The sequence below is a fragment of the Actinomadura hibisca NBRC 15177 genome, assembly GCF_001552635.1.
Taxonomy (GTDB): Bacteria; Actinomycetota; Actinomycetes; order Streptosporangiales; family Streptosporangiaceae; genus Spirillospora; species Spirillospora hibisca.
Genome location: NZ_BCRO01000082.1, coordinates 17,563 through 35,523 on the forward strand (window position 1 = coordinate 17,563; position 17,961 = coordinate 35,523).

At 73.5% G+C, this 17,961-nt stretch carries 15 protein-coding genes and 3 tRNA genes; 12 read left to right on the forward strand and 6 right to left on the reverse strand.

Annotated elements, in window-relative coordinates; genetic code table 11:
• Window positions 1-25 precede the first annotated feature (25 nt).
• Complete coding sequence (locus AH6_RS32700; RefSeq protein ID WP_067487943.1) at window positions 26-1,561, forward strand: RNA polymerase sigma factor; 1,536 nt, start codon at window positions 26-28, stop codon at window positions 1,559-1,561.
• A gap of 289 nt (window positions 1,562-1,850) precedes the next feature.
• A complete protein-coding gene (locus AH6_RS32705; RefSeq protein WP_067487944.1) occupies window positions 1,851-3,296 on the forward strand; it encodes an RNA polymerase sigma factor in 1,446 nt (481 codons plus the stop codon).
• 67 nt (window positions 3,297-3,363) lie between these two features.
• On the opposite strand, the gene AH6_RS32710 is transcribed toward AH6_RS32705, so the two are convergent.
• A complete protein-coding gene (locus AH6_RS32710) occupies window positions 3,364-4,452 on the reverse strand; it encodes a phosphotransferase family protein (protein ID WP_067487945.1) in 1,089 nt (362 codons plus the stop codon).
• A gap of 403 nt (window positions 4,453-4,855) precedes the next feature.
• Between AH6_RS32710 and AH6_RS32715 the strand changes: the two genes are divergently transcribed.
• Window positions 4,856-5,485, forward strand: a complete 630-nt coding sequence (locus AH6_RS32715) for a hypothetical protein (protein ID WP_067488003.1) — start codon at window positions 4,856-4,858, stop codon at window positions 5,483-5,485.
• Here AH6_RS32715 and pdxR read toward each other — a convergent pair.
• A complete protein-coding gene (pdxR, locus tag AH6_RS32720; RefSeq protein WP_067488001.1) occupies window positions 5,482-6,783 on the reverse strand; it encodes a MocR-like pyridoxine biosynthesis transcription factor PdxR in 1,302 nt (433 codons plus the stop codon). The two genes, AH6_RS32715 and pdxR, sit on opposite strands and share 4 nt — an antisense overlap.
• Before the next feature lie 121 nt (window positions 6,784-6,904).
• On the opposite strand from pdxR, the gene AH6_RS32725 reads away from it, so the two are divergent.
• From AH6_RS32725 to AH6_RS32735, 3 genes are all read left to right on the forward strand, one after another.
• Window positions 6,905-7,543 (forward strand): pyridoxamine 5'-phosphate oxidase family protein, encoded by a 639-nt coding sequence (locus AH6_RS32725; protein WP_067487946.1) that lies wholly within the window; start codon window positions 6,905-6,907, stop codon window positions 7,541-7,543.
• A gap of 55 nt (window positions 7,544-7,598) precedes the next feature.
• Window positions 7,599-8,210 carry an oligoribonuclease gene (gene orn, locus AH6_RS32730; protein WP_067487948.1) on the forward strand — a complete coding sequence of 204 codons (612 nt, stop codon included), beginning with the start codon at window positions 7,599-7,601 and terminating at the stop codon, window positions 8,208-8,210.
• A gap of 78 nt (window positions 8,211-8,288) precedes the next feature.
• Window positions 8,289-8,364: transfer RNA gene (locus AH6_RS32735), tRNA-His, on the forward strand.
• Between the two features lie 41 nt (window positions 8,365-8,405).
• Here AH6_RS32735 and AH6_RS32740 read toward each other — a convergent pair.
• Window positions 8,406-9,044, reverse strand: a complete 639-nt coding sequence (locus tag AH6_RS32740) for a hypothetical protein (protein ID WP_067487950.1) — start codon at window positions 9,042-9,044, stop codon at window positions 8,406-8,408.
• A gap of 289 nt (window positions 9,045-9,333) precedes the next feature.
• Between AH6_RS32740 and AH6_RS32745 the strand changes: the two genes are divergently transcribed.
• The gene (locus AH6_RS32745) at window positions 9,334-9,954 is read left to right on the forward strand and encodes a hypothetical protein (RefSeq protein WP_157431871.1); all 621 of its coding nucleotides are present in this window, start codon (window positions 9,334-9,336) and stop codon (window positions 9,952-9,954) included.
• 203 nt (window positions 9,955-10,157) lie between these two features.
• On the opposite strand, the gene AH6_RS32750 is transcribed toward AH6_RS32745, so the two are convergent.
• The gene (locus AH6_RS32750; RefSeq protein WP_245679564.1) at window positions 10,158-10,406 is read right to left on the reverse strand and encodes a hypothetical protein; all 249 of its coding nucleotides are present in this window, start codon (window positions 10,404-10,406) and stop codon (window positions 10,158-10,160) included.
• Window positions 10,407-10,958: 552 nt separating this feature from the next.
• Here AH6_RS32750 and AH6_RS32755 point away from each other — a divergent pair.
• The gene (locus tag AH6_RS32755) at window positions 10,959-11,423 is read left to right on the forward strand and encodes a DUF4189 domain-containing protein (RefSeq protein ID WP_067487954.1); all 465 of its coding nucleotides are present in this window, start codon (window positions 10,959-10,961) and stop codon (window positions 11,421-11,423) included.
• A 45-nt stretch (window positions 11,424-11,468) separates the two neighbouring features.
• On the opposite strand, the gene AH6_RS46820 is transcribed toward AH6_RS32755, so the two are convergent.
• Window positions 11,469-14,765, reverse strand: coding sequence for a DUF4132 domain-containing protein (locus AH6_RS46820; protein WP_157431872.1), 3,297 nt, complete (start codon window positions 14,763-14,765; stop codon window positions 11,469-11,471).
• Window positions 14,766-14,898: 133 nt separating this feature from the next.
• On the opposite strand from AH6_RS46820, the gene AH6_RS32765 reads away from it, so the two are divergent.
• The 4 genes from AH6_RS32765 to AH6_RS32780 all read left to right on the forward strand — a co-directional run bounded on the left by AH6_RS32765 (window position 14,899) and on the right by AH6_RS32780 (window position 16,894).
• On the forward strand, window positions 14,899-15,864 hold the full coding sequence (locus AH6_RS32765; RefSeq protein WP_067487958.1) for a TIGR03557 family F420-dependent LLM class oxidoreductase: 966 nt from the start codon (window positions 14,899-14,901) through the stop codon (window positions 15,862-15,864).
• Between the two features lie 122 nt (window positions 15,865-15,986).
• Entirely contained in the window at window positions 15,987-16,565 is a 579-nt protein-coding gene (locus AH6_RS32770) for a response regulator transcription factor (RefSeq protein ID WP_067487960.1), read from the forward strand.
• Between the two features lie 138 nt (window positions 16,566-16,703).
• Window positions 16,704-16,776: transfer RNA gene (locus tag AH6_RS32775), tRNA-Lys, on the forward strand.
• A 45-nt stretch (window positions 16,777-16,821) separates the two neighbouring features.
• Window positions 16,822-16,894 (forward strand) — tRNA-Lys (locus AH6_RS32780).
• 100 nt (window positions 16,895-16,994) lie between these two features.
• Here AH6_RS32780 and AH6_RS32785 read toward each other — a convergent pair.
• Entirely contained in the window at window positions 16,995-17,795 is an 801-nt protein-coding gene (locus AH6_RS32785) for an SAM-dependent methyltransferase (protein ID WP_067487961.1), read from the reverse strand.
• Window positions 17,796-17,961 lie beyond the last annotated feature (166 nt).

Consider the following 17,961-nt stretch of genomic DNA (forward strand, 5'->3'; position numbering starts at 1 on the left):
CCCTCGAAGCTCGCGGGAGGACCTCGTGTCCGGTTGGCCCCATCTCGACCACGCCGACGACGAGCGCCTGGCGCTGTCCCTGGCCGCCGGGGAAGCGGGCGCGCTCCCCCAGATCGTCGATCGTTACGCGGCCCGGCTCTACGACTACTGCCACGCGCTGCTGCGCGACCAGGAGTCGGCGGCGGGCGCGTTGCACGACGCGCTGCTCGCCGCCGCCGCGCACGTGGCGCTGCTACGCGAACCCGTCCGGTTCCGGGCGTGGTTGTACACGCTGGTGCGCAACGAGTGCCTCAGACGGCTGCGCGACCCGGACCGTCCCACCGAGCGCCGCGAGGCACCCGAAGTCGAGGACATGTTCCTGGACGCCGGTGAACGCGCCCGGCGGCTGGAGACGCGCCGCCTCGTGCACGGCGCGCTGTCGGGGCTGAACGGCCGCGAGCGCGAGGCACTCGACCTGATGTCCCGGCACGGCCTGGACGCCGCCGAGGTCGCCGGGGTGCTCGGCATCGACGCGCAGGAGGCCACCGACCTGACCGGCGAGGCGCAACGGCGGCTGGACGACGCGCTGGCGGCGGCGCTCATCGCCCGCACCGGCCGCGACGGCTGCCCCGAGGTCGCGGCGCTGGCCGACGGCGGGGACGGCCCGCTGACACCGCCGGTGGTGCGCCGCCTCGTCCGGCACATCGAGTCCTGCCGGACCTGCACCGAGCGCCGCGACCGCACCGTCTCCACCGCGCGGCTGCTCCAGGTGCTGCCGGTGGCGCTGATGCCGCCGGAGCTGCGCAACGAGATCCTCCAGGACGCCGCCGACCCCGGCGCCGCCGAGCTGCGCGAATGGATCGCCGACCGCGCCGAGCCGTTCGACACCTGGGGCTGGCCGGTCCCGGTGGACGGCGCGGCCGCCGTCCCGGAGAAGCGCCGCCGCTCCGCGCCGCCCCGGTTGTGGCCCGCGCTCGCGGCCGCCGCCGCGGTGATCCTCGTGGTGACGGCGGCGTTCATGCTGATGCCGGACGGCGGCACCGAGCGCACCAGCGCGCAGCGTCCACCGGGCACCGTGTCCGCGCCGGACCCGACCGAGAGCAGCGACGACACCGAGCCGCCCGAGCCCAGCGAATCCCCTTCCCCGACGCCCAGCGAGTCGCCGTCGCCCACCCCCACCACCTCCAGCCCCGTCCCGACGCCGTCGCGGAAGCCCACCACGCGGCCGACGACGCGGGCCCCCCGGACGCCCGAACGCGAGCCCGCGCAGGGCACGCTGGCGGTCTCCGGCTGCACGATCAACGCCCCGGCGCGGTCGTGCGGCGTCACCGTCACCGCCGTGGGCGGGCCGGTCGACTGGCGGGTCATCGGGGCCGCGGGCGTCGGCGCGGCCGGCGGCGGCACGCTCGCGGCCGGGCGCAGCGCCACCGTCACCGCGACGCGCAGCGGCGCGTGCGACGGCGAGGGCGGCAGCGGCACGGTGTCGTTCGCGCCGGGCGGATCGGCGGCGGTCTTCTGGACGTGCGCGGACGGCGGGGGCGGCGACGGCCCGCCGGACGGCGACCAGAGGCCGGTGCGCTGATCACCGGGGGTGCCGCGCCCGCCCCGGACCGCCGGAACGAGACCCACATCACACCCGCCGCCGAACGTCGTGGTCAACGCGCCGTGTCCCGGCGCGCGCCGCTCCGGCGCGCCGCACCTGTCCCTTTCGACACACGAACCTCCCGGTTTCGATGGCAAGATCGGTCAACCGAGGACGGGGTCCCGGCGTCGGACCCTTCTGAGCACGACCGAGAAGTGAGCCGTCGCACCGCCCTGGAGGATCTCTCGTGACCGGTGGCCAACCCGATGACCCCCGCTTAGCGGACGCCTTGCGGGCGGGGGACGCGATCGCGCTCACCCGGGTCTACGACGCCTACGCGCCGTTCCTGTTCGACTACTGCCACGGCATGTTGCGCGACCGCGTGGAGGCCGCCGGGGCGCTGCGCGGCTGCCTGGTCACCGCGCGCGAGCGGGTGGGCGGGCTGCGCGAGCCCGAGCGGCTGCGCGGCTGGTTGTACGCGATCGCGCGCCGCGAGTGCCTGCGGCGGCGCGACTCCCCCAGCCGCCACCTGGGCCAGGAGGCCGCCGAGACCGGCGACGCGGACCTGACGCCCGAGCAGCGCGCCCACCGCGCCGAGCACCGGACGCTGGCGCTCACCGCGCTGGCCGCGCTCAGCGGGCGGCAGCGCGAGGCGATCGATCTGGCGGTGCGGCACGAGCTGACGGCGGCCGACCTCGCCGGTGTCTTCGGCACGTCGCCGTCGGACGCCGAGCAGTTGCTCGATGGCGCCCACCGCGACCTGGCCGCCGCACTGCACGCCGTCCTGGTCGCGCAGGCCCACCACGACGGCTGCGCGAGCGCGGCGGCGCTGAGCGCCGGGCCGTGGCCGCTGTCGCCGCAGGAGGCCGGGGCGCTGACCCGGCACGTGTCGGGCTGCCCGACCTGCGGCGCGCAGCAGGTGCCCGACCTGCCGGTGGACCGGCTGCTGGCGGTGCTGCCGGTCGCGGCGGTCCCGGCCGACCTGAAACTGGAGGTGCTGGACGCCGCGACGAATCCCGAACGCGGCGAGGCGCGCCGGGCGGTGGCGGAGGCGGCGGGCCCGTTCGGCGCGGACGGCTGGCCGCTGCCCTACCGGGCGCAGCCTGAGCGGCACGCGCCGTCCGGCTCTCGCAGGCGCGGGCTGCCCGCCGCGCTGGGCGCGGGGGCCGTCGTGATCGCGCTGGTCGCCGGGGTGATCGCCATCCTGCCCAGCGGACCGCCGGAGACGCCATCGGCCGCGCCGGGCCCGGCCGCCGCGTCGGAGACGATGGAGGACCTGCCGCCGGAGCCGGAGAAGGAGAGCCCGTCCGCCAGCCCGTCGGCGAAGCCGTCCCGCACGCCCAGCGCGCGGCCGACGACCGAGCGGCCGACCCCGACGCCGTCGGCGTCCCCCAGTCGCACGCCCTCGGCACGGCCCACCCGGACGCCGTCGCGCCCGGCCCCGTCGGCCACCCCGTCGCGGCCCCGGCCGCCGCAGCCGGGCGGCCTCAGCGTGACCGGCTGCCGGATGGACCGGGACAGGTCGTGCACGATCACCATCACAGCGGTCGGCGGGCCGGTGGACTGGCGGGTCACCGGGACGTCGGGCTCGCTCGCGGCGGGCGGCGCGGGCCACCTGGCGGCCGGGCAGTCCGCGCAGGTGGCGGTGGAGCGCACCAACCGGATGTGCTGGGGCAGCCGGAGCGGGTCGGTCTCGTTCGCTCCGGGCGGGTACGCCGCCGTGTCCTACTGCTGAAGAACCCCGGTTGGGGCGCGGTGTGGTGCGGCGCCCGCGCCTCAGCCGGACCCGTCCCGTTTCCCCGTCACCACCAGTCGGCGTTGGGGTCTAGGACGGCGTGCGCGCGGCCCAATAGCACCGGCACCGCATCGCCGATCTGGTCGAAGCCCTCGCCGACCGTGGCGTTCTGGAGGAACCGGGCGTGGATGCCCTCCAGGATCACCGCGAGCTTGAAGCAGGCGAAAGCGACGTAGAAGTCCATCCCGCCCAGGTCGAAGCCGGTGCGGCGGGCGTAGCGCTCGGCGAAGTCGCGGCGGGAGACGAAGCCGGGCGCGGTGGTGATGGTCGCGCCGACCGGGAGCTGCTCGGCGTCGCCGGACTCGGCCCAGTAGACCAGCGTGAGGCCGAGGTCCGACAGCGGGTCGCCCAGGGTGGACATCTCCCAGTCCACCACGGCGGCGATCTCGGGGCGGGGCTCCAGCCGGGCCAGCGCGTTGTCCAGCCGGAAGTCGCCGTGCACCAGGCGGGCCGGGGCGTCGGCGGGCAGCCGCTCGGCCAGGCGCGCGGTCAGCCGGGCGTACTCGGGCAGGTCGCGGACGGTGCCGGTGGCGCGGATCGCGTCCTGGGAGGCGTCCCACTGCTTGCCCCAGCGCTTGAGCTGCCGCTCCATGTACCCGCTGGGCCGTCCGAAGTCGGCGAGCCCGACCTTCTCGACGTCCACGGTGTGCACGGCCGCCAGCGCGTCCACCAGCGCCCCGCTCAGCGCCTCGGCCTGCTCGGAGCGCAGGTCGGCGGCGTCCTCGCGGGTGCGCAGCACGCGGCCCTCGACGAAGTCCATCAGGTAGAAGCGGGCGCCGATGACCTCCTCGTCGTCGCAGAAGGCGAGCGTGGCGGGCACCGGGACGTCGCTGCCCGCGCCCAGCGCGCTCAGCACGCGGTACTCGCGGCCCATGTCGTGCGCGGTCGGCAGCACGTGGCCGAGCGGCGGGCGGCGGAGCACGATGCGGCGGCCACCCGCCAGCGTGATCCCGTAGGTGAGGTTCGAGCGCCCGCCCGCGATCAGGTCGATCGTGGTGATGCCGCCGGAGCCCGGCAGCGTGCGCGCCAGCCACGCGGCCAGGCGGGGGACGTCGATGCCGGGGACCCCGGCTGGAAGTTCAGCGTCAACCGTCATGAGGCCCTATTAGAACGCGGCTCGGTCCGGGCTGTGAAGGCCGCCCCCGGCCGAGCGGACCGTCCGTAACCCCCCGGCCACTTCCGGCCGCCGCCCGGCCCAGCGCCACCGGACCGTCCGCAAGGCCGTGACCGGCCCGAACGCCCCGCCAGCCCGGAAAGGTCACCAGAACGACCCCGAGGCAAGGTGGAATCTCACGGTGGGAGGGGTACGCATCAGCGACGACCCCGGGCCAAAGTGGTGGCTCACGGACTAACTATCCGCTACACCCCGATAACGGTCCTGGTCCTCGGCTGGACTTGGCGGCCCGCCTGGACTACGAAGAGGACTACACCAATTCGGGGCCTGACCGCCCGATTGGGGGGACGCAGTGGCTGACGCATGGCTGCCGGACGCCGGCCGCATGCCGGTTCGACGGGACGGCGGGGCGCTGCGGGGAGGCGCGCCGCGCGTCGTCTGGCTTTCCAGCGAATCCGACCCCCGCCGGGTCTCGGCCCGCTCGGTGGCCGCCGACCTGATCCGCGCCGACCTGGCCGCGCACCTGGTCTGGAACCCGTGCTCGGGCGAGACCGTGCAACTGCTCCCGGCCACCCGCGCCGGGCGGCTGCTGGGCGGGGTCGGGCGCGAGGGCCGGGTCTGCCTGCAGATCATGGTGGTGGCGCAGGCGCGCGACCCGTTCACCGGGACCGCCATGACCGGGCTGGACACGATCGTGCGCTGGCTCGACTCGTGGAACGTGGCGCGGCGCTGGCCCGCCGGGCCCCCGCTGTCGGTGCCCTACTCCTACCACTCCGGGCGCGACCGCCGGTCCTGGGCGCGGGGCGGCCACTACGGCGCGTCCCAGGTGCCCGAGGCGGCCCGGCCCGATCCCGGCGGCATCGACATCCGCCGCATCACCGGCCCCGAGACGCCCCTGGCGCCCATCCCCCGCCCGCGCAGCGCGCCCAGCGCCCGCGAGGTCTCCAACCCGCCGCTGCTCGCCCCCCGCATCCCGAACATCGTGGCCCCGGAACCGGCCAGCCTCCGTTCCTAGGGGCGCGCCACGTGCCGGATCACGGCGCATCCGGCGCGCAACTCGCTGTGCGTCGCCGCCGAGCCGTAGCCGATGACCAGCCCGGACATCGTGCACGGCCCGGCGTGATGGCGGGTCAGCGTGTCGACCAGGACGCCGTTCGCGGCCGCCTCCGCCGCGACACGCTCGGCGTCGGGGACCGCCAGGACGACGTGCAGCCCGGCGGTGTCGCCGCGCAGGGGCAGGCCCGCCAGGGCCTGGGCGACGACGGCGCGGCGGCGGGCGTACTCGGCGCGCATCCGCCGCAGGTACCGGTCCAGGTCGCCGCGCTCCAGCAGCAGCCGCATCGCCTCCTGCGGCACGACGGCGGTGCGGTCGTTCAGGAGCCTGCGGCGGGCGGCGACGGCGGCCACCAGGTCGGGCCGGGCCACCAGCCAGCCCACCCCGACGTCCGAGGTGAGGATCTTGGAGGTGGTGCCGAGGTAGACCACGACCTCCGGGTCGAGGCCGTAGAGGGCGGGCAGCGGGGCCACGTCGTAGCGGAACTCGCCGTCGTAGTCGTCCTCGGCGACCAGGGCGCCGGTGCGGCGGGCCCAGGCGAGCAGCGCCTGCCGTCGCGGCACGGGCAGCACGCCGCCGAGCGGGTACTGGTGCGACGGGGTGGTGTAGACGAGCCGCAGGTCGTCGGGCAGCGCGTCCACCACGAGCCCGTGCTCGTCCACCGGGCACGGCACCAGCTCCAGCCCGCGCCCGGCCAGCACCGCCTTGGCCCCGTTGTAGCCGGGGTCCTCGACGCCCACCCGGTCGCCGGGCCGCAGGACGGTGGCGGCGAGCATGTCCAGCCCGTTGGTGGCGCCGCGCGTGACCAGCACCCGGTCGGCGGAGCAGGCGACGCCGCGCCCGCGCCGCACGTGCTCGGCGAGCGCGGCGCGCAACCCCGGCAGGCCGCCGGGATCGGGCCGGTTCACCCGCTCGACGGTGGCCGCGAGCCGCCAGGCGCGCCGCCACGCGGGCGTGTCGAGGGCCCCGACCCAGGGGACGCCCGGCCGCAGGTCGATCCCCTTCCGCTCTGGCGGCGCGGGGGCCGCCGCCCGCTCGACGGGCCGGGGCACGGCGCTGACGTCGCTGACGAACGTGCCCGACCCGTGCCGCCCTTCGAGCCACCCTTCGGCGTACAGCTGCTCGTACGCCTCGGTCACCACGGTCCGGCTGACCTTCAACGCGCCCGCCAACGCCCGGCTGGACGGCAGCCGCTCCCCCGCGACGAGCCGCCCGTCGCTCATCGCGGCGCGCAACTGCCGCACGACCTGGACGCTCATCGGGACGTCCCGCCCCCGCTCGACCACCAGAGGCAGATCGTGGTTCGCCAAAGTGGTCTCCCGCCATCACCCACCAAGTGGCCCTACTGACCAGGCCACCGCCCCCTCTAGCGTAATCGCCATGACCAGCACCCCCCTGTCGCCCACGCCCCGGACCCGCCTGCGCCGGGGCCGCGACCGCGCCGCCACCGACCGCACCGCCCTGTACGAGATCCTGGACGAGGGCCTGATCTGCCACCTGGGCGTGCTGATCAACGGGACGCCGGTCGTGCTGCCCACCGGCTACGGCCGCAGCGGCGACACCCTGTACCTGCACGGCTCGACGGGCTCGGCGAGCCTGGCCACCGGCGCCGAGGTCTGCGTGACGGTGACCCACCTGGACGGCCTGGTGCTGGCCCGCTCGACGTTCAACCACTCGATGAACTACCGGAGCGCGATCGTCTACGGCACCCCCCGCGTCGTCACCGACCCCGACGAGAAGCTGGCGGGCCTGCGCACCATCACCGAGAACCTGGCCCCCGGCCAGTGGGACGCGCTCCGCGCGCCCACCCGCAAGGAACTGGCCGCGACCAAGGTCCTGGCCCTCTCCCTGGAAGAGGCCAGCGTGAAGACCCGCCAGGGCCCGCCCTCCGACGACGACGCGGACTACGAGCTGGACATCTGGGCGGGCGTGCGGCCGATCCGCCAGACCTACGGCCCCTTGGAACCCGACCCCCGCCTGCGCCCCGGCATCCCCGTCCCCGCCCACCTGGCGGGGTGACTTCCCCGGCACCTCGATGCCCCGCGCAGTCGTTCATGGTCGTAGGGTGAAACCCATGAACGAGCGGCTCGTGTGGATCGACTGCGAAATGACAGGGCTCGACCTGCGCGAGGACGCGCTGATCGAGATTGCCGCGCTGGTGACCGACAGCGAACTGAACATCCTGGACGAGGGCGTCGACGTGGTGGTGAAGCCGCCGCAGGAGTCCCTGGAGCAGATGTCGAAGGTGGTGCGCGACATGCACACCACCTCCGGCCTGCTGGAGGAGCTGCCCGGCGGCGTCACCCTGGCCGAGGCCGAGGACGCGGTCCTCACCTACGTGCGCACGCACGTCAAGGAGCCCAAGAAGGCCCCGCTGTGCGGCAACTCGATCGCGACCGACCGCTCGTTCCTAGCTCGCGACATGCCCGCGCTGGACGACTACCTGCACTACCGCATGGTGGACGTGTCCAGCATCAAGGAACTGGCCCGCCGCTGGTACCCGCGCGTCTACTTCGCGAGCCCGGAGAAGAAGGGCGGCCACCGAGCCCTGGCCGACATCACCGAGAGCATCCGGGAACTGCGCTACTACCGCGCCGCCGTCTTCGTGGAGCAGCCCGGCCCCGACACCGAGACGGCCCGCGCCGTGGCGGCCCGGGTCGTCGCCGAGGCCGAGGCGGCTCAGTGATCGAGCGCACGGCCGGAGTGGCGAACCGCCCCCTGGAAGCCGCTACACTTACTTGAGCCGGAAGCGATTCCGGCCGTGGTGGGTGTAGCTCAGCTGGTAGAGCACTTGGTTGTGGTCCAAGATGTCGCGGGTTCAAGTCCCGTCACTCACCCCAGCCGAAGGCCCTGGTCATCGTAGAGATGACCAGGGCCTTCGTCATTCGCCGGAGCGCATCCGCCGGGCGCGCAGGACGGGCTCGGCGAGGAGGCGCTCGGCGAGTGGGCGGGCGCAGCCGATGACGGTGTACGGGAGGTCCGGGTCGCTCGACAGGCACCAGGCGCGGTCGGCGGGCCAGAGCATCGTCACGGGCTGCTCGTAGTCCCAGCGGGCCTCCCACGCGGAGTACACCAGGTCCTGGAGGGGGCCGGCGACCAGGAGGTAGGCGATGTGCCCGCTCACCCGCTCGGCGATGTCGTCGAGCGGTGGGCCGTCGGCGGACACGGCGTCATGCGGCGGTGACGCCGGGCCGGGGCCGGTGGAAGTGATGAGGAGTTCCGTGCCGGAGCCGGGGTCGGCGTCGTAGGACGCCAGGCAGGCAGGGGCGCCGGGGCCGGTGGTGGCCAGGAGGATCCGGTCGAGGGCGGTCTTCTGCCCGTCGGACGGGTGCCCTTCGGCCGAGGACGGTCCCTGGAAGGGCGCGGTCAGGTCGTCGGTGGCCGGTTCGGCACCGGGGTGGAGCACCGCGATCGTGTGGTCGTAGGCCGCCGGCAGCGGAGGGCCGTCGGTCTGTTCGGCCGAGGCGACGGCCCAGGCGGTGAACCAGGCCAGCTGATCCGGGGCGATGCGTTCGAGCATGGGACAAACCTATATTTCCCCGGGGTCGAACGCATTCTCGTATTGGGAGATGGCGCGGGCGGGTCGCGGAATGACCGTGCCGGGTTTGTCGCGCCTGACGTGCAAGACCCCTGCGGAACGGGTGTTTGTTGAAAATTAATTCGTTCGTCGGCGTCGTTGTCGATGTGGTAAGCCGTGCTTGTGGCGATGCCGGATATCACACCCTTGGACTGCATCTGGGCGATAGGGGGATTTCGGGAAGTTTCGGGCTCGCCAGTTGATAACATGATCAGCTCCTGATACTTTCCCCTTGACCATCCGGATGCAGCTGGAGGCAAAAGTGAAGACCCTTTTGAGGATGACCTGCTTTTCCACGGCCGTCGCGATTAGCGCGGTCTCATTCTCTCCGTCGCCCGTCTTCGCCGGCACCGGCTCTCCGGCCGCGCCCGTCGCCGCAGCGGAATCGTTCCAGGACCTCGCGGTCGCCGACGGGGAGGACTTCACCTTCACCGCCCGGCCGGCCGGGGTCGGCGCCCAGGCCGCCGCCGCGGTCATCAACTGCCGGGGCTCGTTCAAGGGCAACAAGGCCTACGACGCCCCGCACCCCGGCGCGAGCTCGAAGAAGCGGAAGATCAACGCGCACCTGTCGATCACCTGCACCGGCGCGGGCGCCGGAGCGACGCACGTCACGGTCAGTTCGCGGATGGTCGACGGCCGCCGGGCGGGCAAGGCGAGCACGGGCAAGGGCTTCGGCAAGGCCCGGACCGGCGGCGACCTCGCCTGCGTGACGAGCAAGCGCGCCTACCAGGCCAAGGGCGTCGTGCTCATCAAGTTCCCCCCGCGGTACAACCCTCCGACGGCGACCGCGAAGCTGGCCAGCGTCGCCAAGACGTTCAAGAGGAACGGCAAGGGAATCTGCGTCAAGCCCTGACCGAGCGTTTCGGCGACGGTCCCCCGAAATCCGGTTCGGCTCTTTGATGTCTGAGGGATTCGAGTCTTCTCGTTCTCTGAAATGACTCTTCGGGTTCCCGTTCCGCCTCGGTGCGGGATCGTCGCGCAAGGTGGGGAACAGAAAGACGACGAAGGGCCCGGCCACCGCGAGGTGGCCGGGCCCTTCGCCCTTTCCGCGGAGGGTCACCAGGCCGGGGGGCGGCCGGCTCGGGTGATCGCGTCGGCCAGGCGCTCCGGTGAGGCCGCCTCCACCAGGCGCGAGACGCCGCGGACCTCGACCATCGCCCAGAACAGGCCCGTGTGGCGGCCGAACCAGACCAGCACTCCCGGGAAGCGTCGCTTGAGCCCGTCGAGGGTGAGCCCGTCCGCCGGGCGGGCCGGTGCCTCGATGCGCCCTTCCGCCGTCCGGGCCGGCGCCTCGTCAGTGATCACAACATCCTCCGGGATGGTCGCGGAGCCCGCGCCGCCGGTTGTGCGGCGGGCCGGGCATGGAGCACGACCGGTGATTGCCCATCTCGGCGCAAAGTAGACCGTCTTTCGCCTCACAGTCCCCGCCGTGCACGAATTTCCCGGCTGTTGCGCCGCTGAGCTGCGGGGATGCCCGGGTGTTGCGTGACCGGTGTCGGTCGTTTTGGGCGGCGTCCGGCCCGCGGGGTGGGGGCGATGGCCGTGGTGAGTGGGGGTTGGGTGCGTTCTGTCCTGGTTGTGCGGCGGAGGGTAGTGGTTTATCCCCGTGCGAGCCTGCTGGGGGAATCGCTATGATCCTCCGGATATTCGTCGCATTCTGGGAGCGGTCAGGTGCAACCCCCTCAGCCGCCTCACGGCGGCCGTCCCCCCTACGGACCTCCGCCCGGGCAGCCCGGCTGGGGACCGCCCGGTCCGCCAGGGCCGCCCGGTCCGCCGGGATGGGGGCCGCCTGGGCCTCCGCGGCCGCCGAACGGCAACCCGGCGGCCCTCATCCTCGTCATCGTCGGCGCGGTCGTCGTGCTGCTGATCGGCGGCGGCGCCTTCCTGCTGCTGCGCGGCGGCGACGACTCGCCGCGCGCGTCGACGGTCGGGCGCACCACGCTGCCCACCCTGCCGACGCCGCCGACCTACAGCCCGCCGAACTTCAGCGCGCCGAGCTCGACGCCGTCCCCGCCGGAGCACACCTACTCCCCGCCCCCGCAGAACTGGGGGGCCATCGCCGTGGGGAGCAACGGCTCGGTCGGCAAGGCGTGGGACTACGACTCCGCCTCCGCCGCCAGGCGGCGGGCGCTGAACGAGTGCCCCACCTCCGGCTGCAAGGTCCTCACGACCTTCGTCAACGGTTGCGGCGCGGTCGCGTTCAACTCCAGGACCAACAAGTACTGGGGCGGCCACGGCGAGACCAAGGCCGAGGCGCAGCGGAACGCCATCTCCAACGCGGGCGGTGGCCGCTGGATCAGCTGGGTCTGCACCACCCGATAGCCACCGGAAGGCCCCCGTCGCGACGCGGCGGGGGCCTTCGGCGTGCTAGGCGGGCGGGCGGGTCAGGTCCGCGATCGCCTCGGAGACGATCACCGGGTCCAGGTCGTCCAGGGTGAGGGTCCCGTCGGAGGCGGCGGTGGGGGTGGCCGCCACGCGGACGGCGCGGAAGGTCTGCTCGTAGCCGCTGTAGCCGTCGTAGGCGCCGAGGCCCGGGGACAGTTCGGCGATCAGGTGGTGGCCGTTCCCGTCGCGGCGGGCGATCCAGCCGCCGGAGTCGTCGCTGAGCCAGCGGCCCTTGGACAGGCCCTTCATCCGGCCGTAGTCGGCGGTCATGCCCTCGATCCGCGTCAGGCGCGTCGCGGCGCGTTCGGCGTCGGTCAGCAGGTGGACCGGGCGGCCGAGCTGCGGGAAGGGTTGCAGGATCTCGTAGTCGGCGAACAGCTCCGCCCAGGCTTTGACGGACTCGCCCAGGTGCAGGGGGTGGGCGAGGGAGATCCGGGCGTCGTCGGGGACGGCCAGCAGGTCGTCGTCCACGTCGGCGAAGGTCCGGTCCTCGGCCAGGCGGAACGGCGTCTCCCCGGCCTGCCAGACCAGGCGGCGCACCAGGTGCCACAGGAGAGGGTGCGCCACGAACAGCTCGGCGAACTCGGCCGGGGTCCATTCGCGGCCGGTCACCATCGCCCGTTCCAGGCGGCGGATCTCCTCTTCTGCGACCGCCTTCACGTCCTTGCGCAGCGCGACGAACAGGGCGTGCGCGGCCGGGGCCAGCTCCGAGTCGTCGGTCGGGGTCGGCTTGGGGGCCGTCTTGCGCACCCGGCCGTCGTCGCCGATGACGAACGGGGCAAGCTGCTCGTTGAAGCCCAGCCGGAAGTGGCGCGGACCGTAGTCCAGGACCATGCTGCCGTCGGCGTCCAGGCCGAAGTGGGGGACGGCGCGGTCGGCGAGCTGGTCGGGGGTCAGGCCCCGCGCCGCCGCGATCTCCTCGACCTTCGCGCGCGCCCGCGCCTTCAGCCCCTTGAACTTGAGCTTGCGCGCGATCCCGTAGAGATGCGTCAGCGCCACGTCGGTGCCGATCGCCGCGAGCACGTCCAGGCCGTTGGCCGCCCGCGCGGTGGCGCTCTCACCCGGCCAGGCGCGGATCAGCGGGGTCAGCCGCCGCACGGTGGCGTCGTCGCCGAGCAGGCCCAGCTGGGCCATCGCCCAGCCGTCCTTGGTGGGAGCGCCCTCGGCCTGCCAGCGCAGGTAGACCGACCAGGAGAATTCCGCCAGCGACGCCGGGCCGCACAGGGCGCGGACCGTCTCCAGGCCCGCGTACTCGTCCCCGGGGCGGGAGATCGCCAGCATGGTCAGCACGTGCCCGGCGGCGACGTCGGGCAGCGCGCGGCGGCGGTCGCGCAGCAGGATCTGCGGCAGGCGCGCTGGGTCGGCCCAGGCGATCTTCGGGGCGCGGGCGGGCACGAGGTCCAAGGGGTTCAGGTCGAGGACCGTCCGGACGGCGTCGCCGTGCTCGGCGGCGGCTTCAGCGACCGCGTCGGGGGTGTGGCAGGAGGCCAGCAGGCGCAGGGCCCCTTCGGCGGCGCGGCGTTCGGCCGTCGCCTTGCCGAACGCGTCGGGCAGCAGGAACGGCACCGTCGCCGTCCCGTGCCGCTCGAACCACCGGCGCGCGATCGGGCCCGCCTTCCGGTGGCGCGCCAGCCAGCCCGCCATCAGCCGCGCCACCTCGACGTCCAGGAACGGCAGCAGCAGGTGCCCGTGGTGGACGGGCGCCTTCCGGGCCACGGCCAGCGCCACCGGCAGCGCCGCCTCCTCGAACCGCGCGATCACCGGGGGCAGCCAGCCGTCCGCGTGCCACACGTGCTCGGGAGCCCAGGTCCGCGCGATCTCGTCCCACGCGACGTCCTTGGCTCCGGACCAGAACGGGACATTGCCCTGCCACTCCTCGCGCTCGCCTGGCTCCCACGCCGCGCGCCCGGCGGGGGCGGCGAGGCCCGGGGCGGTGTGCGGCTTGGGCCGGGCGCCCTTGCGCGTCCAGGGCGGGGAGACCAGCAGCTCCGGCAGGTCGTCGGCGGCCGGGAGGCGCGGTCGCAGGTACGGGTCGATCACCTTGCGGACGTCGGCGGGCAGCTCGTCGATCTCGGCGGGCGGCCCGCTCCCGTAGGCGCGCAGCCACCCCTCCAGTACCCCGGCCGCCGCTAGCGAGTCCGTGGTGCCCTTCGCGACGATCGGGGCCAGTCCCCGCGCGGCCTGCACGGGATGACGCCCGGCGGCCACGTGCAGGGCGGGGTGGATGCCCTTCTGCGCGCGGTACCGCACCAGCAGCGGGAACACCTCGGCGGCGGGCAGCAGCGTGAGCGCCTCCAGCAGCAGGGCGCGCTCCGGCCGGTCCTGCTCGGTGCCGTGGTAGTAGTACGACAGGCTGTCCTCCAGCATCGGCCAAGCCGCCGCCCCAGCCCCCACCAGCAGCGTCCCGAGGATCTCCATGGTGAGCTCCTGCGGGCTCAGCGACCCCCTGCGCTGGTGGAACGCCTCGACATGGGCGGGCGTGCTGATCGAGCAGAGGAACTGGAGCCGGGCGACGTCCTGGGCGAACAGCCGGGCGCGCAGCGAGCAGCACTCGTCCATCCAGTCCTGCCTGGTGGGGATCAGGTAGGACGCGGCCATCATCTGGAACGCCAGGACCCGGTGCGCGGCCAGCCGCTCGGCGGCCTCCTCGTACTCGGCGTCCGGAGCGTCCGCCAGCAGAGTGCGCAGTCGCAACATGAGCGTGTCCTCACCCATTCCCCACCAGCATGTCCGCCAGGGAAGGTGATCGGTGACCCGGACGCTCGTGACGCCCGCGTAGGCGCGCGTCGCCCCCTCGGCCTGGACCATGACGAGTCTCGCGGTCAGACCGACCCGGGGCCGGGGTTGCTGCCGCCTCGCCTCCCATCCGTAGTGCAACCCGCTCAGCTCGGCGAACGCGCAGGCCGCGAACGCCAGGCCGTGCTCGGCGGCCCACGCGTCGGCGAACCTCCGCCGGTCCGCCGCGGCGACCGGCCCGTTCTGCTCCTCGTCGAACACCGAGGGCCGCTCCCCGTGCACCAGGACCAGCGCCGTCGCCGCCGCCCCCACCGGGTCGGGCTCGCCGCGCAACCAGGCGCGCATCCGCTCCCCGATCTCCGGCTCGGTCTCCGCGCCCGCCGCCACGCCCTCGACGGTGCCCGACGCGGCGCGGGTCAGCTCGCGCAGCCACGCGGCGGCATCGGGATCGGGCTCAAGGGCGGGCACCGGCGGCCGGCCGCGCCAGGGGTGCAGATATGCCCGCCATTCGACGGGAATTTCCAGAACGTCCTGAGAGGTCATGACGCCACACCGTACGAGGGAACACCGACAACGCGGTCATGTTTGGGCCTTGTTTGCCGCCCGGCACGTGTAAGCCGCGCACTCCCGGACACCTTCCGCAGAGGAACGACGCGCCATTTCCGGGAGGACCCGCATGAAGATCGGTTACAAGCTGTTCGCCGAGGCCTACCCGCCCAAGGAGATCGTCCGGCAGGCGGTGGCGGCCGAGCAGGCGGGGTTCGACTTCGTCGAGGTCAGCGACCACTACCACCCCTGGCTGGAGAGCCACCACCATTCCGGCTTCGCCTGGTCGATGCTCGCCTCGGCCGCCGCGCAGACCTCCACCATCCGGCTGATGACCGGGGTGACCTGCCCGTTCGTCCGCTACCACCCGGCGATCATCGCGCAGGCCGCGGCGACCACCCAGATCCTGTCCGACGGCCGCTTCGTGCTCGGCGTCGGCTCCGGCGAGCGGCTCAACGAGCACGTGGTGGGCGGCGGCTGGCCGTCGGTCACCGTGCGGCACCAGATGTTCCGCGAGGCCCTGGAGATCATCCGGCTGCTGTGGACCGGCGGCTACCAGAGCTACGAGGGCAAGTACCTGGACCTGGAGGACGCCCGGGTCTTCGACCTGCCCGACGAGCTGCCCGAGATCATCGTGGCCGCGGGCGGGCCGCGCGCCGCCGAGCTGGCCGCCGACCTCGGCGACGGCATCTTCAACACGCTGCCCGAGCCCAAGGTGCTGGAGGCGTTCGCCGAGGCCGGGGGCAAGGGGCCGCGCTACTGCGAGGTGCCGCTGTCGTGGGCGCCGAGCGAGCAGGAGGCCGTCGCGTCGGCGCACCGGCTGATGCGGTTCGGCGTGACCGGCTGGAAGGTGCAGTCCGAGCTGCCCAACCCGGTCAACTTCGAGGCCGCCACGAGCACGGTGACCGAGGACGACATGCGGGAGAACTTCGGCTGCGGCCCCGACCCGCAACGCCATCTGGACACCGCGCGGCAGTTCGTGGACGCCGGGTTCGACCATCTCACGCTGATGAACGCGGGCCCCGATCCGGACGGATTCTTCGATTTCTACCGCAATGAGCTGGCCGATCCCATGCGGTCGCTCACCGCGTCCTGACCGCGCCATGCGACGCCGGTCTCCGGCGCACGCCTCGGGGACATTGGCTCCGGAAGATCGGACAGTTATGCTCCGACCTTATACACGCCAATGACACCCCAAGGGCGAACGCCGGAGACCGCATGAGCGTCGACGAAACGGCCCCACTCCGTGTTCTGGTGGTGGACGGCGACCCGCGCGCCCGTGCCACCGTGGTATCCCTGCTGGCCGCCAGCGACGAGCTGGAGGTCGTCGCCGAGACCGCCGGCGGCCCCGACGCGCTCGACCTGGCCGAACGCCTGCGGCCCGACATCGTCCTGCTGGACGCCGGCGCCGCCCGCACCGGCCACACCGCGCCGCTCAGCCGCGCGGCCCGGGTGTTCGTGCTGGCCGCCCCCGACGACCGGGGCGCCGTCGAGGTCGCCGTGCGCGCCGGGGCCTGCGGGCACCTGGTCCCGGGCGACTTCACCGCCCGGGACGTGCTGCGCGGCGTGCGCGACGCCAGCCGGGTCAGCCTGGGCCTGTCGGCGCGCGAGGCCGAGGTGATGGACCTGATCGCCAGCGGCCGGTCCAACGGCGAGATCGCCCGCCAGCTGTTCCTGAGCGAGAAGACCGTCAAGAACCACGTCAACCGCATCTACGCCAAGCTCGGCGTGGGCTCCCGGGCCACCGCGATCGCCCTGTGGCGGGGCATGGTCAGCGCCCTGCCCGCCAAGGACTGAGCCAAGGAGAGGGCAAGGCTCGGGCCAAGGACCGACAGGTCACGGCCCCGTGAATCGATTCGCACTGAGTCCGCCCCGCCTGCTACTGTTCTTCCTGTCGCCGGGGAGTCCCGCCCAGCCGGGCCGCCAAGGCGACACGCGCCGTTAGCTCAATTGGCAGAGCAGCGGACTCTTAATCCGCGGGTTCGGGGTTCAAGTCCCTGACGGCGCACCCGCCACCACGTGGCCACCCTCGTCACCGGGGTCAAGGTGACAGGCGCCGTTAGCTCAATTGGCAGAGCAGCGGACTCTTAATCCGCGGGTTCGGGGTTCAAGTCCCTGACGGCGCACCGCAACGATGGGCATTCGCGAGCACGACGCGAATGCCCGTCACCATTTCCCGGCCCTTTCCCGGCGGAAAAGGCGCCCGGCGGGCCGGGCGCCTTCCTTTCACTCCCCCGGTTTGCGGGCGACCGCGCACACCCCGAGGTCGGCGATCTCGTCGGCGGGCCCCTGCTCGGCGGGCTCCAGTTCGGGCCGCCAGCGGTACGGCTCGACCAGGCCCGGCTCGATGATCTCGAAGTCGCCGAACAGCGCGGTGATCTCGTCCCGGTCGCGCAGCGTGCCCAGCCCCATCGTCCCCTGGTAGGCCGCGGCGACCTCCCGCAGCGCCGGGAGCACGTGGCTGATCGTCAGGAAGCTGCCGGGCGCGAGCCGGTCGCGCAGCCGCGCCAGCAGCTCGGCGGGCTTGGGGTCGGGCAGGAAGTGGAACAGGGCCAGCGCGCTGACGGCGACGGGGCGGTCGAAGTCCAGCGTCCGGGTCGCCTGCTCCAGGATGCGGTCGATGTCGACCACGTCGGAGTCGATGTAGTCGGTGGCGCCCTCCGGGCGGCTGGTCAGCAGCGCGCGGGCGTGGGCGAGCACGATCGGGTCGTTGTCGACGTACACCACACGGGATTCGGGGGCGACGCTCTGGGCGACCTCGTGCAGGTTGGGCGAGGTCGGCAGCCCGGTGCCGAGGTCGAGGAACTGCCGGACCCCGTGCTCGCGGGTCAGCAGGCCGACGGAACGTGCCAGGAACCTGCGGTTGGCCTGGGCCAGCGGCCGCAGTTGCGGGCAGATGTTCAGCACCTGCTGGCCGAACTCCCGGTCGGCGCCGAAATGGTCCTTGCCGCCGAGGTAGAAGTCGTACACCCGGGCGGGGTGCGGCTCGTCGGTGCGCAGGTCCACAGGAGGCGGGGCGTCGGTCATCGAGAGCACTTCCCGGGGGGGGCAGGGTTGATCATGGATGGCAGCAGCGTAGCGCCGATGATCCTTCCCGGCACCGGAATCGGGCCGCCACGGCTTTCACGAAAGACGTCCTTTTGCGTGGCCAATGAACTACACTCAGTGATTTGTGACCCCCCATCACGGTCTT